The organism is Williamsia muralis, from assembly GCF_002735905.1.
Classification (GTDB): Bacteria; Actinomycetota; Actinomycetes; order Mycobacteriales; family Mycobacteriaceae; genus Williamsia; species Williamsia muralis_A.
This window is the reverse complement of the sequence record NZ_PEBD01000004.1, coordinates 297012-322508: the sequence shown is the minus strand read 5'-3', so window position 1 is coordinate 322508 and position 25497 is coordinate 297012. Positions and strand designations below refer to the sequence as shown.

The window sequence follows — 25497 nt, the reverse complement described above, 5'->3', positions numbered from 1 at the left end:
CGTTGGTAGTAGTCAGCGAAATCATATCGGTTCCCCGCACACGGTTCGCCGCCGGTTGAGTGGCTAACGCGTCACGACGATCAGGACGAGGCCACCCTGACATTGACTGAAGGCGGCCGGACGGGGATCCACCGAGATGTCGCCGCCGAGTTCTTCGGCCAGCTGATCGGCGTACTCCTGCTGCGTCCCGGTGTAGAAGATGGTGTTCTCGGTGATGCTGGCCGACTGCAGGTTGGACGGCGTCGCCGTGGTCCAGCCCGCATCGTCGACAAGCTTGCGGTACGTCTGCCCGAGCCCGCCGACGGTGCCTGCGTTGAAGATGCACACCCGCGGCCGGTCGGGATCCACCGACGTCGACGTGCTACTGCTCGCAGACGTCTCGGCGCCGCTTGAACTGGTGGCCGCTGGTGACGACGATGTGGGCTGGCGGCTCTGAGCTGCCTCGAGACCTGCCTCGGGATCGGAGTCACCGGTGGCTGCCGAGTGCCATCCGAGTCCGATGAACACCACTGCGATCGCCAGCAACAGCATCGCCCCGGCACGTAACGGCAGGTGAGCCGCCTCGGAGCGGGCCGGAGCGGGGGGCCGAGCACGACGCGAGCCCGCCCCGCCCGAGTCCGGACTATTCGTGCCGGTCCCGCTCGGGTCTTCCCCGGGCTGGTCTGGACGGTCGGACGTGGTCATTGGACCAACCTTACGAAACTTGCCAATCTTACGAAAATTCGCGGCCCGTCTGGCCGACAAGGCCGACGGCGCCGAGGGCGTGGCGGGTCGGCACACCCATCAGGTGACGTCGAACCCGAGCCGGCGAGCCGCCCGGGCCTTCTGCCGGCTCGCGCGCAGACGACGGAGTCGCTTCACGAGCATCGGATCCGCGGCCAGTGCCTCCGGCCGGTCCACCAAGGCGTTGAGGACCTGGTAGTACCGGGTCGCAGACAGACCGAACAGTTCTTTGATGGCCTCTTCCTTGGCACCGGCGTACTTCCACCACTGCCGTTCAAACGCCAAGATGTCATGCTCACGCCGAGTCAATCCGTCGGCCCCGACCTCGCCCGGACCGAGCTCTGCGTGGTCTTGGTGTGAGTTGTCCGCCTGCCCGGATTGCTGGTCTCGCGCGGTTGCGCCGTCCATCTCGCTCCCTTGAGAATCGGTCCTGCTCCACCCCGTCGCCACACCGGAGTTCGTCGCTATCAACGGTGTGAATTACAACAGTGTGGTTCGCAGTACATCTAACCACGCCGCCAAAGGAATTCGCGCGATGGCGTGCCGAGTAATCTGACCCCCATGGCAATTCTTCCCATCTGCATCGTCGGTGATCCGGTGCTGCACAACCCGACTGAAATCGTCGCATTGGACGCCGAGGGCAAGGCCCCCGCCGACGTGGCCGCGCTGCTCGACGACATGTACGAGACGATGGACGCCGCAAACGGTGTCGGGCTCGCCGCCAATCAGGTCGGCGTCGCAAAGCGGATGTTCGTCTACGACTGCCCCGAGGGCGACGGCCGCACGGGTCCTCGTCGCCGGGGCGAGGTGATCAATCCCGTCCTCGAGACGTCGGAGATCCCCGAGACGATGCCCGACCCCGACGACAACGACGAGGGGTGTCTGTCGGTGCCAGGCGAACAGTTCCCGACCGGCCGGGCCGACTGGGCCAAGGTGACCGGGGTGGACCGCAACGGCGACCCGGTGGAGATCGAGGGCAAGGGGTTCTTCGCCCGGATGCTGCAGCACGAGACCGGCCACCTCGACGGCTTCCTCTACACCGACGTGCTGATAGGCCGAAACGCTCGCGCCGCCAAGAAGACGATCAAGCGCAACGGCTGGGGCGTACCCGGGCTCACCTGGCTGCCCGGCGAAGACGCCGATCCCTTTGGACACGATGACGAGGACTGACCGCATCGGTCGGGTTTGCGTGTGATCGGCCGCAGCACGTGACCAGCCCGTCACCCGGTGACCGTGTGGTGATCCGGTTCCGCAAGGGTCCGGGTGCGCCCGCCGACTGGCGCGCCGACGAGTCGGCGACCCTGAGCGATGTCACCGGCATCCTGCAGGCAGGCGATGCCTCTGCCATGGTTGTTCGTCGAGGCAGCGATGAGGTACGGGTGCCCGCATCGCTGGTCGAAGCGGTGAGAGTGCTCTCGGACAAGCCTGTCCGCAACTCCAAGATCCGCTCGCTCGAGGTCGCCGCGGCGCGCAGCTGGCCCGGGCTGGAGTCGACGATGATCAACGGCTGGCGGGCCCGAGCCGGCGGCGGTTTCAGCCGACGGGCGAACTCCGCGGTGCCGCTTGAGATGGGTGCCCGCATCGATGCCGACACGGTCACGCGCCTACGAGAGTGGTACGCCGGCCGCGGACTACCGCTCAAGCTCGCGGTTGTGACACGTTTGATTCCGGGGTCGCACGTGTCGGTGGATGATTACGTCGTCACGGTGGAAGCACTCACAGCGCCGGTCGATGTGCTGTCGAACTCCCCTACTCAGGGCGTCGAGCTGAGCGATCAGCCCTCGGACTCGTGGGCTGCCACCTACTGCGCCGAGCACGGCGACTCCGACGTCGCGCTCGCCGGGGCCGTGGTGTCTGCGGTCGATTCCGGCACCCTCGCCTTTGCGAGTGTTCGTGATCCCGGCGGGCCGCTCATAGCGATCGGCAGGGGCGCAGTCACCGAAGGATTGAAAGGTGATCGCTGGCTGGGACTTTCGGCGTTGTGGACCGCACCCGAGCACCGAGGCGCAGGACTCGGCCGGTCTGTGCTCGGGGCCCTGGCCCAGTGGGGCGCCGACCAGGGTGCTTCATCGATCTACCTGCAGGTGGAAACCGGAAACTTGTCCGCCCGAGAGTGGTACCGCCGCTTGGGTTTCGGACTTCACCACAGCTACGGCTACATCGACTACTGACACCCCGCCGGCCTGAACCCCATGACAAACCGACGTTGCCATGGGGTCTCGATGGCACGCGGTGCGTAATGGGTGCGTACGTACGCCACCGCTTCGGTCGGAGGCACTCCATCGATGATCGCAAGGCACGCCATCGCCGTGCCCGTGCGTCCGCGTCCGCCGCCGCAAGCGACCTCTACACGCTCTGACGCCGCACGTACCCAGATCTCCTGCAGCGCGTCCGCGAAGTCGACGGGGTCTGATGGCAACCAGAAGTCACGCCACCGCACCCATCGGCTCTCCCAGTCCATTGCGGGAGGCCTGGCCCCCAGCAGGTACAGCCCGAAGTCGGGGACTGATTCAGGTCGCGTCTCGTATCGCAGACCGCGGCCGCGAATCACTCGCCCCGACGGCAGTCGCAGGAGGCCTGACTCAGAGTTCTCCCAGCTGAGGGACATACCGCGAGACTAGCGCTCCGCCGACAGCGAACGAACTCGACGGCGGTATGTAACGGTGTAATCATGTAATCACCACCGAAGGAGACATCATGAAAAACGAACACAGAGGTTCGCGTGGGCCGGGAGCCGGACGCCGCGGCGGTTGGCAGCAGGCCGAACTACCCGACGCGGGCGACGCTGCCGCCTGGTTCGCCGGACGGCTTCCCGACAATTGGTTCTCAGGACCTGTCGAGGTGACCGTCGACCGAGACGAGATCACCGTGATCGGCACTCTCACACCGCCGGACACCGGCGAGGAGGGGAACGCGGCTGCAGCAGCAGAGGGTCGGGCGTCGCGCTTCCGCGAGGACACCCGCGGCGAACGGATGGCCATCGCCGACGAGGCCCAGGCCCGTTATGCGCGCAAGGTGTCATGGGGCGTCAAGGTCGGCGACCAGCGAATCCTCTTCACCCACATCGCCGTTCCCGTGATGACCCGGCTCCGCCAGCCCGAACGTCAGGTGCTCGACACTCTCGTGGACGCCGGGGTTGCCCGCTCCCGCGCCGACGCGCTGGCGTGGTCGGTCAAACTGGTCGGCGCGCATACCGATGAGTGGCTGGGCAAACTCCGAACGGCAATGGACGAGGTCGACAACCTGCGCGCGGAGGGCCCCGGGCTCTGACCCACCCGCGTGAATACGCTCCACCTGCTTGCGTTCGAGCCCGTTGCAACCGGATCGAACGCAGGCAAGTGGAGCGAATTTGGGAAAGGGCGAGGGCGAGGGCGAGAGCGAGGGTCAGGTCAGGGCGCGGCTGTTGTCCTTGAGGTCCACACCGCTGCGCCCCAGCTTGCGGGCACCTTCGACGAGCGCTGCGCAGACGCGTGCGGCGTCGGCGTACCCCAGGCCCCCGGGCGGATGGATGTTCGATATGCAGTTACGCATCGAATCCGCCCGGCCGGGCTTCGGGAGGTGGGTGAGGTAGATGCCCACACTGTCGGCCACCGACAGTCCCGGCCGCTCGCCGATGATGACGATCAGTGTCCCGACCTTTTGAGCCGCGCCGATGTGGTCGCCGAGGGCCACCCGCGCCTGGGTTGCGATGACCGGCGGAGCGAGCGAGTAGCGCGGTGCGAGAACGTCTTTGAGTGCCGTGAGCAATCCGACTCCGTGTTCGGACAGGGCAATCGGTGACAGCCCGTCCGCCAGGACGAAGCCGATGTCCGCGCTGACGTCCGAGACTGCCGTCAGGTCGTCCGGAGTGCGGCCCAGATCCGGACGCCTCAGGTATTCGCTGCGGTCGGATGCCTTGCTGGTGACCACGATGGGCTCACCGAGACCCACCTCGGCCACCGCTGCCGCCAGACCCCCGACATCCAGCGGCTGATGCACCGCGTCGCGAGCGGCGGCGTGCGCGGCAGCGAACTCCAACACGCGGCTGGTGGGCAACGAATCGCCGGTGCGCCCCAGCCCTATTCGAGCGGCGGTCCGCAATCGCAGACCGTCCCACAAGTCGCTCATCAGGCCACCGGCCCCGTCAGGCTTCGCAGCGGCGACGACTCGGGTGCCAGGTCGAGCACCCGACCGTCTGCTCCCAGCATTCCCACCCGGTCGAGCCACGCCTCGAACTCCGGCGCCGGCTTCAGTCCGAGCGTCCGCCGCGCGTACAGGGCGTCGTGGAACGACAGGCTCTGGTAGCCGAGCATCACGTCGTCGGCGCCGGGGACGGTGATGACAAACGGCACGCCGGCGACCCCGAGCAGGGTGAGCAGATCGTCCATGTCGTCCTGGTCGGCCTCGGCGTGGTTGGTGTAGCAGACATCCACACCCATTGGCAGCCCCAGCAACTTCCCGCAGAAGTGATCCTCGAGACCGGCCCGCACGATCTGTTTTCCGTCGTAGAGGTACTCGGGACCGATGAAGCCCACGACCGTGTTGATCAGCAGCGGATCCAGTTCTCGCGCAACGGCGTACGCCCGCGTCTCCAAAGTCTGCTGGTCCACCGGCCTACCGCCGGTTCCGAGGTGTGCCCCTGCCGAGAGGGCAGATCCCTGGCCGGTTTCGAGATACATCACATTGTCGCCGACGGTCCCGCGCGACAACGACCTGCCCGCCTCGTTGCCCTCGCGCAACAGCGCGAGATCCACTCCGAACCCCTTGTTCGCGCCCTCGGTACCAGCGATCGACTGGAACACGAGATCCACCGGCGCCCCGGCTTCCACCAGACCGATGGTGGTGGTGACGTGCGACAGCACGCACGACTGCACAGGGATCTCGAAGCGCTGACGGATGTCGTCGAGCAACAGGAGCAGTTCAGATGTGGCGTGCGGCGAATCGGTGGCCGGATTGATCCCGATCACCGCGTCGCCGCATCCGAGCAGCAGACCATCCAGCGTCGCCGCGGCGATGCCGGTCGGATCGTCGGTCGGATGATTCGGCTGCAACCGTGTGGCCAGCCGGCCCGGAAGGCCGATCGTGGTGCGGAACGCCGTCACCACCGAAACCGCCTTGGCGACCGCGATGAGGTCCTGGTTGCGCATCAACTTACTCACTGCGGCAACCATTTCCGGCGTCAGACCCGGCGCGACGTTCCGGAATGTCGCCGCCGCGACATCCGAGGGCCGCGCCGCGATCTCGAGCAGCCAATCACGTAGACCACCGACGGTCATCGACGACACCGGCGAGAAAGCCTCGCTGTCATGCGAATCCATGATCAACCGGGTGACCTCATCGGATTCGTACGGCACCACGGCCTCGGACAGGAACACGGTCAGGGGTACGTCGGCCAAGGCCCACTGCGCTGCCGCCCGCTCGGTGTCCGACTCGGCAGCACACCCGGCCAACTCGTCGCCACTTCGGCGTGGAGTGGCCTTTGCCAGCAGCTCGACCAACCCGTCGAAGGCGTAGGTGGTGCCGGCAAGCGTGTGTCGATAGACGGTCACACCCTCATTCCATTTCTTTGTCGACCTCGGCAAGCAGGGCGAACTCCTCGTCGGGCGAGGACGCCACCAGGTGCTTGCGGCTGTACAGGCCAAAGTAGGCCATGAACGCGACGAACGCTGCCAGACACCATAAAGCTGCGGTGGTGTCGACCAGGAAGGTGGCGATCACCGATGCCACCGCGATGACCAGCGCGAATCCGGTGGTGACGATGCCTCCGGGTGTTTTGTAGGGCCGTTCCATTTCCGGCTCGCGCACGCGCAACACGATGTGACTCACCATCATCAACACGTAGCTCAGCGCCGCTCCGAAGACCGCCATGTTGAGCAGGATCGCACCCTCGCCGGTGAAGGTCAGGGCGAACCCGATGACACCCGGGATGATCAGCGCCCAGGTGGGTGCCTTGCGACTGTTGGTCACCGACAACACGGTCGGCAGGTAGCCAGCACGCGACAGCGCGAAGAGTTGGCGCGAATATGCGTACATGATCGAGAAGAAGCTGGCGACCAGGCCGGCCAACCCGATGTAGTTGACGACGGTCGCGGTGGTGCCGTCGAGCGCGTCGACCAGCGGATTGGCGGACTCCCCCACACCCTGGGCCCCGAGGGCCCCGGTGGCGAGGAACAACACCAGCGCGCAGGTCAGGAGCAGTACGCCCATTGCGGCGATGATGCCCCGCGGCACGTTCTTCTCCGGGTTCTCGGCTTCCTCCGCGGCGAGCGGAACACCCTCGATCGCGAGGAAGAACCAGATGGCGAAGGGAAGCGCAGACCAGATGCCCAGGTATCCGAACGGCATGAAATCCGACGACCCCGCGGCGTCGGGGTCCGGGGCGATGTCGGTGAGGAGTCCCGCATCGAATTTGCCGAGCGCGGCGACCCCGAAGATCACCAGGCCGACCAGTGCGATGGCGGTGATCACGAACATTGCCTTGAGTGCTTCACCGGCCCCGACCAGGTGGATGCCGATGAAGACCACGTAGACAACCAGGTAGACCCACCAGCCGTCGGAGATGCCGAACAGGTCGAGCGATTCGACGTATCCCCCGATGAACGTGGCGATTGCTGCAGGCGCGATGGCGTACTCGATGAGGATGGCCGTGCCCGTGGCGAAACCACCCCACGGGCCCATCGCCCGACGGGCGAAGGTGTAGCCACCTCCGGCCGCGGGCAACGCAGAGGACATCTCGGCCATCCCGAGGACCATCGCGAGGTACATCGCCGCGATGATGATCGAGGCGATGAGCAGTCCACCGAAGCCACCCTCGAGTAGCCCTGCATTCCAGCCGGCGTAGTCGCCAGAGATCACATAACTCACGCCGAGCCCGGCCAGCAGCACCCAGCCGGCCGTGCCCTTGCGTAGTTGGCGCTTTTCGAGATAGTCGGAGTTTTCCGACGATGCAACGGTTTCAGTCATGCCGCAAGGTATCCGGCGACTGAAACCGCATCGTTAGCGTGAGTTTTCGTTCGTGTTTCGTTTTGGCGGTCCTTCGCGGTGAAAAGCCCACCTCAGCAGCCGGCCACCTTTTCCCCGTGTGAAAAACTGCATGGCATGCGTATCGCCACCTGGAACGTCAACTCCATCCGGGCCCGGAGTGAACGGGTCGTCGATTGGCTCGAACGGGCCGACATCGATGTGCTGGCGATGCAGGAGACCAAGTGCAGCGACGACCAGTTCCCCGCCATGGGGTTCGCTGCGGCAGGATATGACCTCGCCACGATCGGATACAACCAGTGGAACGGCGTGGCCATCGCGTCGCGGGTCGGACTGACCGACGTCCGCACGGCATTCGACAACCAACCGGGTTTCAGCAAGGACGCCGACGTGGATCCCGCGGTCGAGGCCCGGGCCATCGGTGCCACGTGTGGTGGGGTGCAGGTGTGGAGTCTCTACGTACCCAATGGCCGCAGCCTCGACGACCCCCACTACACATACAAGCTGGAATGGCTTGCTGCGCTGCGTGATACTGCGGCGGGATGGCTCACCGACGACCCGACGGCGCAGATCGCGCTCACCGGAGACTGGAACATCGCCCCCACCGACGACGATGTCTGGGACCCCGCACTCTTCGCCGACAGGACACACACATCCGAGCCCGAGCGCAAGGCGTTCCGTGCGGTGGTCGATGCCGGGTTCTCTGATGTGGTGCGCCCGCACACACCTGGCCCGGGGGTGTACACGTACTGGGACTACACGCGGTTGCGGTTCCCACGCAAGGAGGGGATGCGCATCGACTTCGCACTCTGTTCACCGGCGCTGTCCGCGCGGGTGAACGGTGCCGAGATCGACCGCCAGGAACGAAAGGGCAAGGGCGCCAGCGATCACGCGCCCGTGATCGTCGAACTCGGTTAGGACGGGTGGTGCGGCGCGTCGGGCGGAAGGAGCATAGGCCAGGGCGCTCCACAGCAGCACGCACCGATCGTCAGATATGTTGCTGGAGCGACGGTTAGAAGTGACCGTCACAGTCAGTATCGCGGACTTGCCGCCTACACCCGGCGATCGTCGTACTCTCACTTCCTGTGAAGCGCTGGGTAACCGTGGTGCCGGTCGCCGCGATCATCGCGAGTGGGTGTTCTCAGGACGACCACTCGCTCGACCACGCGGTCCCACCTTCGCAGCCGAAGATGGTGAGCGACAGAACTGTTGCCGATGTTCCGTCGGTGACAGACCCTGACTTCTACTCCGACACCTGCACCCTGCTACGACACACTCAGGACGTCACCGGCCTTCATCCGGGCTCATCCGACTCCGAATTACGGGCTTTCCTCATCGCGCAGGAACAGGCTTCGTGGTGGGTCGCGCTCGACGTCGGCCGCCAGGATACCTATGTACGCGCGGCCCGTGACTTCACCGGAGGTAAATGCTGAGTACTCACCAGTCATCGTTCACGACTGCCGTAACCCGTTGTAGTACAACACCTTTATTCATCGGTAGCCGGGGTTGCAATCCGTTCGACAAGCATTTTGCGGTCGCGTGTCGTGCGTTATCCTGCGATCGCCGGTCGGGGCCGCGAACACCGAGAAGAGGATACGTGTTACATCGTCGACCAGTCTTGACCGCGAGCGCAAAGCGTATGCGATCTTGTGACAACCGCTGCCGTATAGGAAAATGGCCCAAATCTTCTGTGCTCGAACACTACCGAGCGATGCGTACTCGTTCCACCGTGGCATCATCTGACGTCTTTTTGCCAGGTGACATCAAACATCCGGCAGCCGCGATACCACCAACGGTGTGCGAATCGCTCTCGCCGACCAGTGCGGGCGGTTCGTCGTGGTCGATCTGAACTGGGGCGAACTGTCCCCACATGACGCCGCCTACATCTACTTCGGCAGGTCCGCGACCACGTCAACAGTGTTGTCGTGCAGCGTGATCGCCGCCGAAGACGGCAAACCCCTGAATATCACGGTCAGCGAAGTCATCGAGTATGTGCAGCGCCGACTACACATCTCGGATATGTTCACCGCGCGACTGGTTCGGCTACCCGGTGACATCGCCATGCCCTACTGGACCCGAGAACGGCACCGAGATCTGGCTGAGCACATCACCGTGCACGCCGCGGGCCTCACGTGGACGTCGGTGCAGCAGGTGCTTTCGTCGCTAGCCGACGCGCCCGTGCGGACCGACCGACCCCTGTGGTCGCTCGACGTAGTCCCTGACATCCCGGATTACCCCCACACCGACGGCATGGTCACGGTGGTTGCGATCCGCTTGCACCATGCCGCCATCGACGGGGTGTCGATGGCAACAGTGCTCTCCGCAATCTGCCGCGACGACATCACTCCCGAAACCCTTCACCGACTGCTTCCCCCGCGCGAACACCCCCGACATCGCCACCTGATGCGCGCTGTGGCGCGCGTGCCACTTTCCTGGACCCGATTCGCGATCGCCATCGGCACGACCATGGGTACCAAGGGAAAGTCGACATCCTCGCCCGTCCGCAAGCAGTGGCCGATCACCCGTTTCAACACCGGTTTCACCGGTCCGCGCACGACCACCGTGTTCGAGATGGATCTCGAAGATGTCCGGGCCATGAAACGCACCGTCCCTGGGGCAACCGTGAACACGGTGCTGCTGTCGGTGATCGGAGACGCGGTCATCCGGTACCTGGACGAGCACGGGGAACATCCGCCGAGACTGTCGGCGTTGGCACCGATGTCCACCCGCGCCATCGCCGGCACCCGGGATGCACCCTCGCGTGGATCCAATCAGTTCACACCGCTGGTCATTGATCTGGCCGTCGACGAAACCGACCCCACCCTGCGACTGCAGCAGATCACCCACGCCAGCAACGAGGAAAAAAGCAGGGCGGCCGTCCACACCTCTGACAGGAACGGCCCGCTGCTGGAAACCGCACCCCCGGCTCTGCTGCGGCTTCTCGGAGCGCTCACCCGTCGACAGCACCGACGCCGGCCCACGCCCGCCGCAGCGATCGCCAACATCGTCGTCTCCAACGTCTACAACCCCAACCCCTCCCGGACAGTGTTCGGGCATCGCATAGTGAGCGGTTTCGGAATTCAGCCACTGACACCGCTCTCGACCCTCGCGCACGCCGCATCCACCAGAGACGACAACATCTCGATCTCCATCACCACCGACCGCGCAGTCATGCCCGACCTTGATCGATACCGTCAGATCCTGCACATCACCTACCTCGACCACCGAAACGCCCTGCTCGGCGACCAACGCAACCGCGCGATGTAGCCCCATCACTCAGACGCCTGCGACAACACAGACCAGGTGTTAGAACACATCGTCGGGTAGCCCCCACTCAAGAGGTGACTTCAACACCGGCGTAACACTATTCGCGATCTTCCACCAACTCGTCGGCGACCACGCGCAGGGTGCGGCCCAGCACCTCGCGCTCCGCGGAATCGAGTCCGTCGAGTGCTTTCTCCAAAGCCTGGATACGACGTGATCGGCTGCCGTTCACCAGTTCATTGCCGGCATCACTGAGGGCGAGCAGACTCGCCCGGCCGTCGGCAGGATCAGCAGTCCTGGCCACCAGACCATCCCGTTCGAGAGCAGTCACGATCCGCGACATCGTTGGCACCGTGACGTTTTCACGTTCGGCCAGTTCGGAGAGCCGGATCGGCGCCTCGGCGGCCATCAGGACCCACATCGCCGACAAGGCACTGAGCGGCTGCGAATGCTGGCCGGTCCGCTGACGCAGCGCCCGGGTGATCCTGGTCAAATCGCGGTACAGCGACGATGCGGTGGTGGTCTGGCCAGTCATGACTTCGATCCTGTCAGTTCGGTACGCGGCGCCTTCGAGAGATCATCGTTCACTGAGCTCTTCGGCGCCATCGGAGGACGCCATGGACGCAGTGACCATCATGACGGTCGTCGACGGCATCCGACCACCCCTCACACAAACTCGTCACCGGGGCGACACAGCCTGTGCAACTGACGGCTGTTCACCGGGTGTGGAGGATGAGGATCAGGACGAGCCCGCTGGTCACGATCAGTGCGGCGACCACGGCCGAGACCCCGACAGCCACGAGAACGGTCGCCGTGTTGACGCCTGATTCCGGTTCGACGGCCCGGATCTCCTGCGTCGGATCGTCGTCTTGCGGCTGCATTTGCCCATTACAACACGGCAACGCGATCCATAGGGAGCTTAGGCTAAGCTCACCCCATGACCAGAGGACTGTCCGGTTTGGCCCTCAAGGCGTTCGGGGCGAACGACTACCGGCTCACGGTGACGGGCAAACAGCAGATCACCGACCGCTACATCCGTCTCGGATTCGCAGCGGGGGGGTTGCTGGAACACCACCCGAGTCACCCGACCCAGTGGATCCGGCTGTGGATCCCGAACGGTGACAAGGTGCAGCAACGGGGCTACACCCTCGTCGACCCCGATCCGGCGGCCGACCGCTTCGACATCGAGTTCGCGCTCCACCCCGGCCCGGCATCGGACTGGGCGACCTCCGCGGCGGCCGGCGACGAGATCGACGCGTCTGTGATGGGTTCGAAGTTCGAGATCCCCACACCGCCCCCAACCGAGTACCTCCTGTTCGGCGACCCCGCGTCCCTCCCTGCGATCAACTCGCTGCTTGACGTCGTCGGCGACGTGCCGGTGCGCGTCTGGCTCGAGTACCAGCACGACTCAGATCGCGATCTGCCGCTGCGCACCACATCCAGCACAACTGTGCAGTGGTTCGATCGGGGAGACAAGGGCCAGGCCCTGCGAAGAGCAGCGAGCGAGTTGAGTTGCGGCCCAGGCGCATACGCATGGGTTGCCTGCGAGTTCCACACCACGCGCGACATCGTCAAGTCGCTCAAGTCGATACACAAGATCCCCAAGTCCGCGATCAAGTCGCAGGCCTACTGGAAATGACCGTCAGCGAAAGAGTGCAGATGCCCACCCGTTTCAACCGCCTCGGGGGCCCGGCCCTCACCGCAGTGTTCGCCGTCTTGATCCTGCTGATCTCCGCCTGCAGTTCACCCGAGGAGAAGGACGACTCCGCAGGCGGTCCGATCCAGGTGAACACCTCGATGGGTCAGGTCACCATCGACGGCACACCGGAACGGATCGTCACCCTCGGTACCCAGTGGACCGATGTTGCCCTCGCGTTCGGTGTGACGCCGGTGGCCTACCTCGACAACGTCGAATTGCTCACCAAGGAACCCACGCCGTGGGTGGGAGAACGCCTTGCCTCGTCGCAGTCGGTGGACCCTGCTCGCGACGTCGCCAGTCAGGTCGCGTCCGTCGATCCGCAGCTCATCCTGTCGACGAACTTCGGCGAACAGCAGGAGACTTACGAGAAGCTGAACAAGCTCGCCCCCACCATCCCGTCGATCACCGGACAGCAGGTCGATCCGTGGGAGGACATGGTGACCTTCATGGGCACGGTGCTGCGTCAGCCCGACAAGGCCAAGGAGATCATCGATGGCGTCCACGCCAAGGTCGACCAGATCAAGCAGGACCATCCCGGGCTGAACGGCAAGACCTTCTCGCTGGCGTACATGTTCACCAACGACCAGATCCAGGTCTTCGGTGATCCCAATGACGGTGCGGCCACCCTCTTCTCGTCACTCGGTATGGCGATGGCCCCCAGCTTGCTCGACACGTTCAAGAAGAACGGTGAACCGCGGTTCCCGATCTCCACCGAGAACGTGCCGCTGATGAACTCGGATCTGCTGGTGGTGACGGCCAATTCACCGCAGATGCGGGGCGCCCTCGAAAGTCTGCCGGGATACAAGAACCTGACCTCGGTCAAGGACAAAGCCGTGTCGTGGCTCAGTGTCGCCGAGATCAGCGGCATCAATCAACCGTCGCCGCTGTCACTTCCGTACGTCCTCGACAAGATCACGCCCGCATTCGACGCCGCTGCCAAGTGACCGGGGCCAACCCATCCTCGATGGGTGACCTGCAGTTCGTCTACGCCTTCCGGCCGGGAGCGTCCTGCATGACCGCCCCCGGCGGCGTGGCGGTGTTGTTGCCCGACAAACAGCGCCTCACCGGGCTGTCACCCGAACAGATCCGACTGCTCAAAGCGCTGGGCCGAGAACCCACCCAACTCGACCCGGCCGACACCCGTGTCAGCCCTCTGCTCGATCGACTCATCACGGCCGGACTGCTTAAGGTCACCGTCCGGTCGGGCGGAGTGGACCTGTACTCGCTGCTGCCGTTTGCGCCTCCGCCGGCGCGAACGGCCCCCGAGGCCGGCCGGGTACCGATCACCCTGTCGAAGTTCGCTGTGATCCATCGGATCGACGACCGTTGTGTTGCAGAACATCCGATGTCGTGGTGTGACATCGAGATACACGACGGGCGGGTGCTCGCGGCCATCGCAGGCATGTCCGCCACCGGGGAGCTCTCTCCCGATGCCCTGTCGAGGTTGACCGACGACCTGGGCTGGGCGGGTTTTGTCACCGACCCGCGATCCGAGCACGACGACTTCGCCACCCGCAGTTGGGGTCCGCACGAACTGTGGTTCCATCGCCGGAGCACGTTCGGTGTGCGCACCCGAGACTGGGGACGCTTCGGGCCGACCAAATGGGCGGCCGGTACGTTCCCTCCCCTGCCCGCTCGCAAGACCGCCTATGTAACAGACCCGATCGCCTTGCCCCCTCCCGACCTGAACAGCCTGCGCGTCGCTGGGCATTCACTCACCGCCGCGATCGAGGACCGCACCTCGTGCCGCGACTTCGCGGCCCAGTCCCCGCCCACCGTCGCCCAACTCGGAGAGTTCCTCTTTCGCACGGCACGGAACCGGACGCTCCGGGTGATCGGGGACGAGGAGTTCCCGTCGAGGCCGTTCCCATCGGGCGGGGGTCTGTACGAGATGGAGGTGTATCCCGTTGTGCGACAGGTGCACGGACTCGCTCCCGGGATGTACCACTACGACGCATTCGATCACGCACTGCGTCCGGTGGCCGCCATCGACCATCCGGCGATCAGCCGGCTGCTCACCCCGTCGTCGCTCACTCTCGCCGACGGACAGCTGCCGCAGATCCTGTTCGTCTTCGCCGCACGCGTAGGCCGGGTGATGTGGACCTACGAGCAGATTCCTTACGCAGTCATGCTCAAGCATGTCGGTGTGCTGACCCAGACGATGTCGCTGGTGGCCACCGACATGGGCATGGGGTCGGTGGCGCAGGGCTACTGCGACACTGCCGCATTCGCCGAACTGGCCGGGGTCGATGAGATGACCGAATGTGCCATGGGCAGTCTGGTTCTCGGCTCCCCGCGCCGGTAGGTCAACCAGTCCAGTCGTGGACGAGAACCCGACGTCAGAGGGCGCGGGCGAGCGCGGCCACACACTCCTGCCAGATACCGGCGAGGTCGTCGGCCTGCCTGGCGTTCATCAGCGACTCACTCCAGCGCAGGCTGGTGACCAACTGCGGCCCCTCGACCGTGCCCCGGACGACTGCGACCACGTCCAGTGCGTACCGGAGCGGCAACTCGGGTTCTGGGGCGGTGGGCAGATGACCGTTGAGTTCGAGGTCGGTGATGGCCGACCACGGTCTGGGATTGTCCGTCGCTCCGGCCGAACTCAGATCGAACCGCCCGAGGTAGTTGAACTCGATCTGCGGGTCGGCGAGATCCACGAGGCCTGGAACCCGCTCGACATGGCGTAGCAAGCCGTAGTCGATCCCGCGACGCGGGATGGCGCCGACATGCGAGGTGACCGAATCCAACAGGGCAACTGCGACTTCCGGAACGCGTGTGACCGCGTCGAGGTCGACCGGCTTGCCCGCACCGAGCCGGACCGGGAAGACGCTGGTGAACCACCCGACGGTCTCCGAGGTGTCCACTTCACCTGCCACCACGCCGTCTTCGCGGCCGTGTCCCTCGAGGGCGATCAGAGCACCGCCGGTGTTGTCCTGCCCGTTGACGGTTCGCCACGTCGTCACGGCAATGGTGAGGGCAGTCAGCAGGAACTCGCGCATCCCGGCGTCCTGGCCCGCCAGTTTCGCCAGCACGCGGCCGGTGATCTCGGTGGTGGTGTGTGCGTCGGTGGTCTGCAGCGACGACCAGTCGTCGACGGCCGGATCGGGAGGCCGCTCCCCGATCTCCGGGTCGGGCCCCGCGAGTTGACCGACCCAATAATCCTGCTGCGCAAGAACGTCCTCGGATCCGCTCCGCTCGGTGAGCAAGTGCGTCCAGCGTCGATACGAGGTGGACACACGTCCCAGAACGGGCGCCGATCCCTCGCTCAGCATGCGTCCGCACTCGGCGAGATCGCCGAAGAGTATCTGCCAGGACACCGCATCTGTCGCCAGATGGTGGATGGCGAGGAGCAACACGTCTGCGCCGACCGGGTTCTGTAGTCGAACAGCGGCCATCATGGCGCCGGCTTCGGGGTCGATCCGCCCCGCCGCGATCCGAGCGGCGTCCTCGACTGCACGGCCCGGGTCTTCGGCCACCACAACCGTCTCGATGATGTCCGCCCCGCTCACCGCCCCGATCTCTCGCGTCACGAGCCGGTGGCCGGACGGATCGGAGTACAGCTTCGACCGCAGCATGTCGTGGCGGTCGAGCAGCGCTTGCAGCACCGACTGCACGTCTCCGTCCGTCACACCCTCCGGCAATGCGATCAAAGTTGTCTGGGTGAACCGACGGAAACGACCGTACTCGTACATCCACCGGACGATCGGCAGTGCAACCACCTCGCCGGGGCCGTCGTGCTCGCCGTCGTCGTCGACCACGGCCACCTCACCGGCATCGATGGCCGCGGCAAGAGAGCGCACCGAGGGGTTCTCGAGAACCGCTCGTGGACTGACGTGCACGCCGAATCGTCTGAGCGCGTTCACCAGCGACATGGCGACGATGCTGTCCAACCCGAGATCGAAGAAGTCCTCGTCGACGCCTGGCGGGGGCCCGCCGATCAATTCGGCGAACGCCGTGCACAAGGCTCGCTCGGTGTCCGTCGACGGCAGCGCATCGGCTCCTGTCCTGGCCGACAGTGCGTCTCGCGCCAGATTCGTCAGGATGTCGTTGTCCAGCTTGCCGTTTGATGTCATCGGCAAGGACTCGAGCGTCAGCACTCGGGCGGGAAGCATATGGGTGGGCAGGCGTTCGGCGAGGAACGCACGAATCCGTTGATCCGACATAGACGTTCCGACAACAAAGCCGACCAGCGTGGCCCCGGCCGAACGTCGAAGTACCACCACCGCAGCCGTTTTCACGCCCGGCACGCCGCGCAAGGCGCTCTCGATCTCGCCGATCTCGATGCGATATCCCCGGATCTTCACCTGACTGTCAGCCCGGCCGAGAAAGGTCAGCTTGCCGTCGGGCAGATGCCGGACGAGGTCCCCGGTTCGGTACATCCTGTCGCCGGCACCGGTGGGGTTGGCGACAAACCGCCCGGCGGTCATCCCGGGCTGCGCAGCGTAACCGCGGGCGACCTGCTCGCCGGCGAGATACAGCTCCCCCGCTACCCCACGCGGAACGGGCCGCAAAGCCGAATCCAGAACGTGCGCCGTCATGCGGTCCACGGCCTGACCGACCGTGGGTGTGGGTGATTCCTTGACCGTTGCGACCACGGCTTCGACAGTGGTCTCGGTGGGTCCATAGCAGTTGTAGACGTCCAGATCGTCGAACTCTTGCAACTGTTTCCACAGTGCCGCGCTGATGGCCTCGCCGCCGAGCGCCAGCACCGACAGCGGTGTGCGCGTGCTGTTCGCCGGGATCAGGCCGGCACCCGAGAGTTGCCCGAACATCGACGGGGACGTGTCGATCATGTCGAGTCCGTGCGTGATGATCCCCTCGACGAGGGCGTCGGCATCACGCATGTCCTCGGAGTCGAACAGATGGACGCTGTGCCCGTCGAGCAGACCGACCAGTGGTTGCCACGACGCGTCGAAACTGAGCGACCACGCGTGAGCGATGCGCAACGGGCGGCCGAGGCGATTCTTCGCGGGCGCGTACACCCGGTCCCGGTGGTCGGCGAAGTAGCTCAGCACGGCGCCGTTGGTACCGATGACACCTTTGGGCTCACCGGTCGAGCCGGAGGTGAAGATGAGATAGGCGCTGAGGTGGGGCTCGTCCGGCACCGATGGCGGCACGGGTTCTCGGCGTGCGATCGAATCGGTCACCGCCGGGTCGTCGAGCCGCAGTACGGTTGTGGCACCGCCCAGGAGCTCTGCGAGCAGCACATCTGACCTGGTGATCACGAAGGCGGAGTTCGACTGTCGCAGAATCGATTCGATCCGCGCCGCCGGCAGCGAGACATCCACGGGGACGTACGCCGCACCAGCGGCCAGCACACCGAGGATCGAGATCACCGAATCGGCCGACCGCTCCAGCGCGATCGCCACCACGTCTTCCGGACCGACTCCACGGTGGCGGAGTTCCTGAGCCACACGCAGTGTGCGGTCGCGCAATTCGGCATAGGTGAACTGGGTGGTCGTGGTGGTGAGTGCGGTCGCGTACGGGGTCATCGCGGCCTGGCGGAGGAACGCGGCAGCGATGGTGCCGGTGGGCACGTCATCGACGGCGACACCGCGTTCGGTGGCAGTGTGCTCGGCGGGTAGCAGCACGTCGAGCGCGTCGGTACCGGCAGACCCAGAATCGGGAATCTGCTTGAGCACCTGCAGGATCCGCTCAGCAATGTCTACGGCGGGCAGGTGCGGAAGGGCCTCGTCGATGGCCTCTGCCATCACCACCAAGGAACCGTTCTGCAGGTATGCCGCGATGGTGAGTGGGTAGTGCGCGAGGCTCTCCATCGCCACGGGCAAGAATCGCGTCCCATCGCTGGTGCTGAGAGGGTCGGTCACCGCACCGATCGGGGCGTTCTCGAAGACGAACAGGGTGTCGAAGAGACTGCCGTGCCCTGCGGCACGCTGCACCGCAGACAGACCGAGATAGCCGAGATCGCGCATCCGCGCAGAGTCTCGCTGCAGTGCCGCAAGACTTTCTGCCACCGATGTGCCGGGTTCGAAGACGACCACAGAGGGAACAGTGTTGATGAACAGGCCGATCATGCCCTCGACGCCGGGCAGGGAGTCCGGCCGACCCGAGATGGTGGTGCCGAACACCACGTCACGCCGATCGGTCAGCCGTCCCAACACCACTGCCCATGCGTATTGGACGACGGTGTTCACCGTCAGACCCTGGGTCCGTGCCCACGATGTCAGCCTGGTGGTGTCGGACCGGTTCAGCTGCACTCTCGTGCGCCGGGGGACCGAATCCGGCTCGGCCCCGCGGCCTTCGGCCAGCATCACCGGACCACGTAACGGCGCGAGGTAGTCGACCCAACTCGCCAACGCGGAGTCATCGTCCTGGGCCGCCAGCCAGCCGATGTAGTCACGGTATGGCCGCGGCAGAGGCAATGACCTGCCATCGCCGCCCGCCTCGTACACAGCCAACATCTCCTGGAAGAAGATCGCGACGGCCCACCCGTCCATCAAGATGTGGTGCGCGGTGATCAGCAGTCGCCGGCGGTCGTCAGGCATGTTCACCAGCAGCACACGCAGCGCGGGGCCCCGGGACAGATCGAACTTGCGTCGCCGCTCGGATCCGGCGATCGAATCGAACTCGCCCGGGGTGGCGGAACGCTCGGCCCACGGCAGTTCGACCCAGGTGGGAACGATCTGTACGGGTTTGGGGATGTCGCGGTCCCAGAAGGAGACCCTCAGGTTCGGGTGGCGCTCGAGGATCACCTCGACGCTTCTGCGCAACAACTCGGTGTTCACATCGCCGCTGATCTCGACGATGAATTGCATCGTGTACAGATCGAGGTCGTCGCCCGCGATCTCGGCGAGTGAGAAGAGCCCCTCCTGCAGTGGACTCAGTGCCAGAACATCCTCGATGGCGGGTGCGGAGCGATTGACCACGTCCTCGGTCATGAACCCGGTTTCCACGAGGCGGTTAGGGCTGCCAGGGCGTCGTCACTCAACCCGGAGACAGACATCGGCGCATGGGTTGATGCGGGGGCCTCGGGCCGGCCGACCTCGGGGTCCTCATCCGATCCGGGATTTGCGGCACGGGCCTCGTCGACTGCGGTGGCCACCTCGGCGATCGTGTGGTGATCGAAGATCATCTGTGGCGTGAGCGGGATGTTCTCGGCTGCAAGCTTTCCCGCGAGCTGTATCGAGATGACGCTGTCGCCACCGAGTGCAAAGAAGTTGTCATCGCGACCCACGCCGTCGATGTCCAGCAACTCCGCGAGAACATCGCAGATCGCGCGCTCGGTGTCGGTCCGGGGCTGTTCGCCGCCGCCGGCGACGCCCACGACCCCACCGGCCACCGTGGCCTCGGACGGCATCTGGAAGACAAGCGAACCCGTGCGGTCCCACCTCGCCCTGTCACCGGTGCGCACGCGTCCCGACCCCGCCACCTGGACGTGGACGTCGCCCACCACCCCCGGCGGAACCGGGTCGAGGTGTGCATCGAGCACCAATACCTTCGATCCTGGGACCGGACGTCCGGACTGAGAGGCGGAGTGGGAACCGGACAGCTCGCCCGTCACCAAGATGGCATCCAGATCCCCTGCTGTGTAACGGTACTCAGCAACCGAACCGGCAGACAGGGACCCGAGCGTCTCGCCCAGAGATGGTTGGGTGCTGACCGAGGCAGCCACCCAGGTCCGCACCGACGGCATCATCGACACCCCCGAGTGCGGGAGCATGCCGAGCATCTCCGGTGAAGCGACCACCCTCTGCGCCGACTGCCCGGCGATCACAGCCGCCAGGGCGGCCGGATCGGTGCGTTCGGAGTCGGTGGCGAGCACCACGGTCGCTCCGTCCGACAGTCCGGCGAGAAGTTCGGAGACCATCACCGGGTCGCCGGAACGAACAGCGATCAACCGAATGTCATCGGTGCCCGGAACCGGAAGATGACACGGATGTCCTTGCAGCGCACGGCGCGCCACCGTGACGACATCGGACAGCGGGCCACTCGCGTCGTCGTTGCTTGCCAGATCATCGGCGAGGGAACGGTAGTCGAGGACATCGTCGCCCCGCCGGATCGCAATCGTGTCACTGCCGGCAGGAAGGGCATTCATCCTGGCCCGGAAGGCCTCGACATCAGGCGGTCCTCCATCGCACCACTGGTCGAGAAGGCGGTGACGTTCGTCGGCAAGAAACACGTCCGCCTTCTCCACCGGAGTGTCCACGTGGTCGGCAAAGTGCTCGAGCATGACGATCATTCGGCGGGCCAGCTCTTCGGCGGTGTCGCGATCGTAGAGATCCGTCGATGCCACGAGGCGTGCGGCCAGACCGCCATCGGCTTGCGAGGCGAAGATGATGTTCAGGTCGAGGAACGAAGTCTCGAAATCCACCGGCAGCAACGAGATCGTGGTTCCGTCGGTCAGTGCCGATGCGCTGGAGGCACCGCTCTCGGCGCGGCCGTGCTCATCCCGGCTGTGCTCATCACGAAAGTGCATCATCACTTGGAACAGTGGATTACGGGACCGGGTGCGGCGCGGGTTGAGTGCTTCGACGAGGCGCTCGATGGGCACGTCCTGGTTGGCGTACGCTCCCAGCGCTGCATCTCTCCCCCTGATGAGGACGTCGTGCAGCGTCGGGCTTCCGCTGAAGTCGTTGCGTAACACCACCATGTTCGCGAACAGCCCGACGATGTCGGCCGTGGCATCGTCGGTCCGGCCGGCGACCGGCGTACCGATGGTGATGTCGTCGCCGCCGCCCAGTTTGTGCAGCAGGGTCGCCACCGCAGAGTTCAGCAACATGAACTCGCTGACGCCGGCGCGATCGGCCACCGAACGCAACTTGGCCCGCAGATCTGCGGGCACGGCGAACGTCACGATCTCGCCGGACTTTCCGAGCACCGCGGGCCGGGGACGGTCCGCTGCGACGGTGATGTGGTCGGGAATGCCCGCCAACGTCGACCGCCAGTACTCGAGCTGCGCATCACCCACGTCGTGCGCCACCGCGCCTGGTTCGAAGAGGTCGCGTTGCCACAACGCGTAGTCGCTGTACTGGATCGGCAGGGGCAACCAGGGCGGCGCCGACCGATGACCGAGGCGGTGGCGGTAGGCGGTGCCCACATCGGCCAGCAGCACGTTGAACGACCAGTGGTCGATCACCATGTGATGCACCAAGATCGACAGCACATGCGAATTCTCGCCGAGTGAGAACAGCTCCGTACGGATCAGCCGTTCGGATTCGATCGCGAAAGTATGGCCGGCCACCCGCTCGAGTTCCGAACTCAGCTGCGCTTCCTTCTCGGCGATCGACGTGCCGTTCACCACCGTGAGTGGCAACACCGCGGGCTCGACGGGTCCGACAACCTGATACGGCACACCTTCTCGCTCGACAAACGTTGTCCGCAGAGCCGAGTGGCGGGCGATCACGTCGCCCAATGCGTCGGTCAGGGCAGGCACATCAAGCGGACCATCGATCCGCACCGCCATCGGGATGTTCCCGACCGCACTGGGCCCTTCGAAGCTACGGGCGAACCACATCGCGAGCTGTGAGTACGACAGGGGCACGTGTTCTGGCGCCTCGGTGCGAGCAGAGATCGCGGGCCGACGCGGTGCGCCGGTCAGAGACGATGACGCCGCAGCCTCCGCGATCGAACTGCCGCCGAGATCCCAGTCTCCGCCTTCGTCATCGTCATGCGCGTCGAGGTCGATGCCGAACTCACTGCGTACCTGGGCCACCAACCACGACGCCAAGCCGGCAACGGTGGGCGTGTCGAACGGTGCCCGGACGTCGATGTCCACTCCGAACTCGGTCCGGATCTGCGTGACCAAGCGCGCCGCCAGCAACGAGTGCCCGCCGAGTTCGAAGAAGGAGTCGTCTGCGCCGATGTCATCGCGGCCGAACAGGGACGTGAACAGTGCGGCAACACGGATCTCGGTCGGGGTGGTGGGCGCACGCGATTCCGCGGGCCGGCTGCTCACCGGTTCCGGAAGCGCTCTGCGATCGAGTTTCCCGTGTGCGGTGAGTGGTATCTCGTCGATCACGGCAAAGCCGCTCGGCACCATGTATTCCGGCAGCACCGACGCAGCGTGGTCCCGGACAGCTCCGATCTCGATGGTCTGATCACGTTCGGCGACAAGGTAAGCCGCCAGCGATGCGCCCACACGTGGATCGTCGGTGACGATGACCAGGGCACGGGCGACCGCAGGGTGGCCGGCGAGCGCCGACTCGACCTCGCCGAGTTCGATCCGGAAGCCGCGTATCTTCACCTGCTCATCGATCCGGCCGACGAACTCGATGTCGCCGTCGACGTTCCAGCGCGCGAGGTCGCCCGTCCGGTACAGCCGGCCACCGGGCGACATCGGATCGGCGACGAACCTCTCGGCGGTCAGCGCTGGACGGCCGAGGTATCCACGTGCGAGTTGCTCTCCACCGATGTAGATCTCGCCGACCACTCCGGTCGGCACGAGTTGCAGTGCGGCGTCGAGGACGTACACCGTCACATTGCGGTTCGGCACACCGATCGGCACGATCCGGACACCCTGTGGTCCGTCGACCGGGTAGTGGGTGGCCGCGACAACCGCTTCGGTGGGGCCGTAGTTGTTGCGCAATTGGGCGTCGAACACCGTGCCGAACTTGTCTGCGATCTCACCGGGCAGCGCTTCTCCACCCACGGGTATCTGGCGCAGGGTGGTCCACTCGTTGACCCCGGGCAGCAGCAGGAACATCCCCAGCATGGAGGGAACCATGTGCATGACGGTGACGCCCTGGCGCACCAACAGGTCCGCCATGTACGGGATATCCTGCAAGCCATCGGATTTGGGGATCACCAGGGTGGCCCCGAGGGTGAGCGTGCAGAACACCTCGAACAGCGAGGCATCGAAGCTGACCGACGATGTCTGAACCAGTCGATCCTCGGCGGTCATCCCGAATTGGGCATGGAAGCCGGCGAGATGGTCCGCGATCGCCGCATGGGGTACCGGGACACCTTTGGGCCGGCCGGTGGAGCCGGAGGTGTAGATGACGTACGCCAGACCAGCCGGGAGCAGCGGGCGGATCCGATCCGCGTCGTCCGGGTCGACGACGGACAGGACCTCGGCTGCCTGCTCAGCAGCGGCCAGATCGGCCTGGGACAGCACGATTCGCGGCCTGGCGTCCTCGACGAGGAAATCGATCCGGTCCTGCGGGTAGGACGGATCTATCGGAAGGTACGCGGCGCCCGCCTTGAGCACGGCGACCGCCGCCACGACGAACTCTACCGACGCGGCAAGACTCAGTGCCACAAGGTCTTCGGGTCCGATGTCGCGAGAGATGAACCAGCGGGCCAGACGGTTGGACCGGGCGTTGAGCTCGGCGTAGGTGAGGGTGTGGTTGTCGTCGATGATCGCGGGCTGGTCCGGATGTGCCCTGACCCGACTCTCGAACATCTCCGGCAGCGTGGCGAGTGTCGCAGAGACCTGGCCACCGTGCGAACGCTCGATGATCTCCGTTCGCCGCTCCCCCAGGATGTCGAGATCGACGATTTGTGTGCTGGGTGACGCGACAGCCTCGTGGAGCAACCGCACGTAAGCGGCCAGCATGTCGTCGACGACTGCTTGGTCGAGCACTTCCGCGAAGTACTCGGCTTCCACCGATGCGTCATCGCCATCGCGCACCACCGTCAGACCGAGAGGCATCTGGGTCACCGAGGCGGCAAGGTCGAGTTGTTCGGCCGTCACGCCGTCGAGCGCGAACCCGACCGCGCTCTTGCGTGTCGAAAAGCTTAGTCGGACAATTTGTTCGAGACCGTCGCCACCAGACCGGTCCGGGTTCAGCTCGCGCACCACCCGGTCGATACCAACGTGCTGGCGGCCGAACGCACCGAGAGCGTTGTCGCGCGTGGCTGCGATGAGGTCAGCGAAGGGGGCCCGGGGGTCGATGGTCGTCCGCACCAGCACCGTGTTGCCGAAGTACCCGATCGCCCTGTCGGCCCCAGGCTTGCGCCGGTCGGTGATGGGCACGGCAACCAAGAAGTCCGTCGCACCGGTGTACCGGTGGATCAATGCTCCGAAGGCTGCCAGCAGCACTGTGAACGGTGTTGTCGAGGCCGCGCGAGCGAGCTCGTTCACCGCCTCGATCAGATCCGAGGACATCGCCCTGGAACCACGGCCTGCGTTCTTGGACGCGACACCGGGTGTCTCCGCCGGCATTTCGAGCCATTCTGGAGCCGGGCTCAGCAATTCGCGCCAGTATGCGATCGCTGGGTCGTCGACGTCGAGGGCGGCAGGATCGGTTGCCACGTCGAGGAACTGGATCGGCTCCCGGTGTGCGGACCGCCCGTCATAGGCCGCATTCAGGTCGTCGAAGAAGACCGCCCACGAGTCGTCGTCCCAGCAGATGTGGTGGAGGACGAAGATCAACACCCACTCGTCGCGGCCGGTTCGGACCAGTGTCGCCCGCAGCAGCACGTCCCGGGCGAGGTCGAACGGCCGCCCGAACTCACGTCGGGCGAGCACCTCGAGACGGCGAGAGCGACTCTGCTCCACGAGATCGGTCAGGTCGTGTTCACTCCATGGCACCTCGACGTGCTCGGCAGCAGACTGGTACGGGGCTCCATCGTCGTCCACGCCGTAGGAGGTGCGCAGGATCTCGTGGCGTTCGACCACGTCGGATAGCGCTCCCCGCAACCGGTCGACGTCCAAGCGGCCCGACAACCGGTATGCCACACAGACGTTGAGGGTGGTGTCATCCGGGTCACGGGTCTGCAGAAACCACAGCCGCTGTTGCCCCACCGACAGCGGTGAGCGTTCACCGGCCGATCGAGTGCGAACAGGAACAGAGACGTCGGATGCGAGGCCGCTCTCGGCAAGCTTTCGGCGGAGCAGTTCTTTGCGGCGGGATATCAGGTCTTCTGGCATGGAACGCCCCTAGCGATCA

The 25497-nt window shown here is 65.4% G+C and carries 19 protein-coding genes; 9 read left to right on the top strand and 10 right to left on the bottom strand.

The annotated features are described in order from the left end of the window. Positions 1-63 precede the first annotated feature (63 nt). Positions 64-684: a LytR C-terminal domain-containing protein gene (locus tag CSW57_RS02175; protein WP_317615564.1), complete on the bottom strand. Its 621-nt coding sequence runs from the start codon at positions 682-684 to the stop codon at positions 64-66. Between the two features lie 99 nt (positions 685-783). Continuing rightward, positions 784-1131, bottom strand: coding sequence for a DUF3263 domain-containing protein (locus tag CSW57_RS02170; protein ID WP_023955476.1), 348 nt, complete (start codon positions 1129-1131; stop codon positions 784-786). Positions 1132-1284: 153 nt separating this feature from the next. Here CSW57_RS02170 and CSW57_RS02165 point away from each other — a divergent pair, with 153 nt between their 5' ends. Beyond that, positions 1285-1893 (top strand): peptide deformylase, encoded by a 609-nt coding sequence (locus tag CSW57_RS02165; RefSeq protein ID WP_099381250.1) that lies wholly within the window; start codon positions 1285-1287, stop codon positions 1891-1893. 38 nt (positions 1894-1931) lie between these two features. After that, positions 1932-2894: a GNAT family N-acetyltransferase gene (locus CSW57_RS02160; RefSeq protein ID WP_099381249.1), complete on the top strand. Its 963-nt coding sequence runs from the start codon at positions 1932-1934 to the stop codon at positions 2892-2894. Here the strand turns inward: CSW57_RS02160 and CSW57_RS02155 are convergent. Further along, positions 2888-3331 carry a protein-tyrosine phosphatase family protein gene (locus CSW57_RS02155; RefSeq protein ID WP_099381248.1) on the bottom strand — a complete coding sequence of 148 codons (444 nt, stop codon included), beginning with the start codon at positions 3329-3331 and terminating at the stop codon, positions 2888-2890. The genes CSW57_RS02160 and CSW57_RS02155 overlap by 7 nt on opposite strands. Positions 3332-3420: 89 nt before the next feature. Here CSW57_RS02155 and CSW57_RS02150 point away from each other — a divergent pair, with 89 nt between their 5' ends. Continuing rightward, positions 3421-3993, top strand: a complete 573-nt coding sequence (locus tag CSW57_RS02150; protein WP_099381247.1) for a hypothetical protein — start codon at positions 3421-3423, stop codon at positions 3991-3993. Between the two features lie 114 nt (positions 3994-4107). Here the strand turns inward: CSW57_RS02150 and eutC are convergent, their stop codons facing one another. The 3 genes from eutC to eat are packed head-to-tail and all read right to left on the bottom strand — an operon-like array spanning position 4108 to position 7665. Further along, positions 4108-4830 carry an ethanolamine ammonia-lyase subunit EutC gene (eutC, locus tag CSW57_RS02145; protein WP_099381246.1) on the bottom strand — a complete coding sequence of 241 codons (723 nt, stop codon included), beginning with the start codon at positions 4828-4830 and terminating at the stop codon, positions 4108-4110. Further along, a complete protein-coding gene (locus CSW57_RS02140) occupies positions 4830-6251 on the bottom strand; it encodes an ethanolamine ammonia-lyase subunit EutB (RefSeq protein WP_099381245.1) in 1422 nt (473 codons plus the stop codon). The genes eutC and CSW57_RS02140 overlap by 1 nt, the downstream gene beginning before the upstream one ends. A 4-nt stretch (positions 6252-6255) precedes the next feature. Continuing rightward, the gene (gene eat, locus CSW57_RS02135) at positions 6256-7665 is read right to left on the bottom strand and encodes an ethanolamine permease (RefSeq protein WP_099381244.1); all 1410 of its coding nucleotides are present in this window, start codon (positions 7663-7665) and stop codon (positions 6256-6258) included. A gap of 135 nt (positions 7666-7800) precedes the next feature. Here eat and CSW57_RS02130 point away from each other — a divergent pair, with 135 nt between their 5' ends. The 3 genes from CSW57_RS02130 (at position 7801) to CSW57_RS02120 (ending at position 10950) form a co-directional block, all read left to right on the top strand. Beyond that, complete coding sequence (locus tag CSW57_RS02130; RefSeq protein WP_099381243.1) at positions 7801-8601, top strand: exodeoxyribonuclease III; 801 nt, start codon at positions 7801-7803, stop codon at positions 8599-8601. A gap of 167 nt (positions 8602-8768) precedes the next feature. After that, positions 8769-9116: a hypothetical protein gene (locus tag CSW57_RS02125; protein ID WP_143696452.1), complete on the top strand. Its 348-nt coding sequence runs from the start codon at positions 8769-8771 to the stop codon at positions 9114-9116. A gap of 364 nt (positions 9117-9480) precedes the next feature. Continuing rightward, the gene (locus CSW57_RS02120) at positions 9481-10950 is read left to right on the top strand and encodes a wax ester/triacylglycerol synthase domain-containing protein (protein ID WP_099381241.1); all 1470 of its coding nucleotides are present in this window, start codon (positions 9481-9483) and stop codon (positions 10948-10950) included. Between the two features lie 97 nt (positions 10951-11047). Here the strand turns inward: CSW57_RS02120 and CSW57_RS02115 are convergent, their stop codons facing one another. Next, a complete protein-coding gene (locus tag CSW57_RS02115) occupies positions 11048-11482 on the bottom strand; it encodes a MarR family winged helix-turn-helix transcriptional regulator (RefSeq protein WP_099381240.1) in 435 nt (144 codons plus the stop codon). A 181-nt stretch (positions 11483-11663) separates the two neighbouring features. Beyond that, positions 11664-11828, bottom strand: a complete 165-nt coding sequence (locus CSW57_RS24375; protein ID WP_156045404.1) for a hypothetical protein — start codon at positions 11826-11828, stop codon at positions 11664-11666. 56 nt (positions 11829-11884) lie between these two features. Between CSW57_RS24375 and CSW57_RS02110 the strand changes: the two genes are divergently transcribed. Genes CSW57_RS02110 through CSW57_RS02100 form a run of 3 tightly spaced genes read left to right on the top strand, consistent with a single transcriptional unit; the run spans position 11885 to position 14951 of the window. After that, on the top strand, positions 11885-12586 hold the full coding sequence (locus tag CSW57_RS02110) for a siderophore-interacting protein (protein WP_099381239.1): 702 nt from the start codon (positions 11885-11887) through the stop codon (positions 12584-12586). A gap of 20 nt (positions 12587-12606) precedes the next feature. Continuing rightward, positions 12607-13590 carry an ABC transporter substrate-binding protein gene (locus CSW57_RS02105; RefSeq protein ID WP_099381982.1) on the top strand — a complete coding sequence of 328 codons (984 nt, stop codon included), beginning with the start codon at positions 12607-12609 and terminating at the stop codon, positions 13588-13590. 20 nt (positions 13591-13610) lie between these two features. After that, complete coding sequence (locus CSW57_RS02100) at positions 13611-14951, top strand: SagB family peptide dehydrogenase (protein WP_189339106.1); 1341 nt, start codon at positions 13611-13613, stop codon at positions 14949-14951. A gap of 34 nt (positions 14952-14985) precedes the next feature. On the opposite strand, the gene CSW57_RS02095 is transcribed toward CSW57_RS02100, so the two are convergent. Together CSW57_RS02095 and CSW57_RS02090 are read right to left on the bottom strand one after the other, a co-directional pair. Beyond that, the gene (locus CSW57_RS02095) at positions 14986-19545 is read right to left on the bottom strand and encodes a non-ribosomal peptide synthetase (RefSeq protein WP_099381980.1); all 4560 of its coding nucleotides are present in this window, start codon (positions 19543-19545) and stop codon (positions 14986-14988) included. Further along, positions 19542-25478, bottom strand: coding sequence for a non-ribosomal peptide synthetase (locus CSW57_RS02090; protein WP_099381238.1), 5937 nt, complete (start codon positions 25476-25478; stop codon positions 19542-19544). The genes CSW57_RS02095 and CSW57_RS02090 overlap by 4 nt, the downstream gene beginning before the upstream one ends. Positions 25479-25497: the final 19 nt, after the last annotated feature.

Bases quoted from the DNA above. Each gene is read 5' to 3' on its own strand.
- eat (WP_099381244.1), bottom strand. From the start codon at position 7,665: ATGACTGAAACCGTTGCATCGTCGGAAAACTCCGACTATCTCGAAAAG.
- eutC (WP_099381246.1), bottom strand. From the start codon at position 4,830: ATGAGCGACTTGTGGGACGGTCTGCGATTGCGGACCGCCGCTCGAATA.
- CSW57_RS02105 (WP_099381982.1), top strand. From the start codon at position 12,607: ATGCCCACCCGTTTCAACCGCCTCGGGGGCCCGGCCCTCACCGCAGTG.
- CSW57_RS02115 (WP_099381240.1), bottom strand. From the start codon at position 11,482: ATGACTGGCCAGACCACCACCGCATCGTCGCTGTACCGCGATTTGACC.
- CSW57_RS02170 (WP_023955476.1), bottom strand. From the start codon at position 1,131: ATGGACGGCGCAACCGCGCGAGACCAGCAATCCGGGCAGGCGGACAAC.
- CSW57_RS02110 (WP_099381239.1), top strand. From the start codon at position 11,885: ATGACCAGAGGACTGTCCGGTTTGGCCCTCAAGGCGTTCGGGGCGAAC.
- CSW57_RS02095 (WP_099381980.1), bottom strand. From the start codon at position 19,545: ATGACCGAGGACGTGGTCAATCGCTCCGCACCCGCCATCGAGGATGTT.
- CSW57_RS02175 (WP_317615564.1), bottom strand. From the start codon at position 684: ATGACCACGTCCGACCGTCCAGACCAGCCCGGGGAAGACCCGAGCGGG.
- CSW57_RS02090 (WP_099381238.1), bottom strand. From the start codon at position 25,478: ATGCCAGAAGACCTGATATCCCGCCGCAAAGAACTGCTCCGCCGAAAG.
- CSW57_RS02165 (WP_099381250.1), top strand. From the start codon at position 1,285: ATGGCAATTCTTCCCATCTGCATCGTCGGTGATCCGGTGCTGCACAAC.
- CSW57_RS24375 (WP_156045404.1), bottom strand. From the start codon at position 11,828: ATGCAGCCGCAAGACGACGATCCGACGCAGGAGATCCGGGCCGTCGAA.
- CSW57_RS02150 (WP_099381247.1), top strand. From the start codon at position 3,421: ATGAAAAACGAACACAGAGGTTCGCGTGGGCCGGGAGCCGGACGCCGC.
- CSW57_RS02155 (WP_099381248.1), bottom strand. From the start codon at position 3,331: ATGTCCCTCAGCTGGGAGAACTCTGAGTCAGGCCTCCTGCGACTGCCG.
- CSW57_RS02130 (WP_099381243.1), top strand. From the start codon at position 7,801: ATGCGTATCGCCACCTGGAACGTCAACTCCATCCGGGCCCGGAGTGAA.
- CSW57_RS02100 (WP_189339106.1), top strand. From the start codon at position 13,611: ATGGGTGACCTGCAGTTCGTCTACGCCTTCCGGCCGGGAGCGTCCTGC.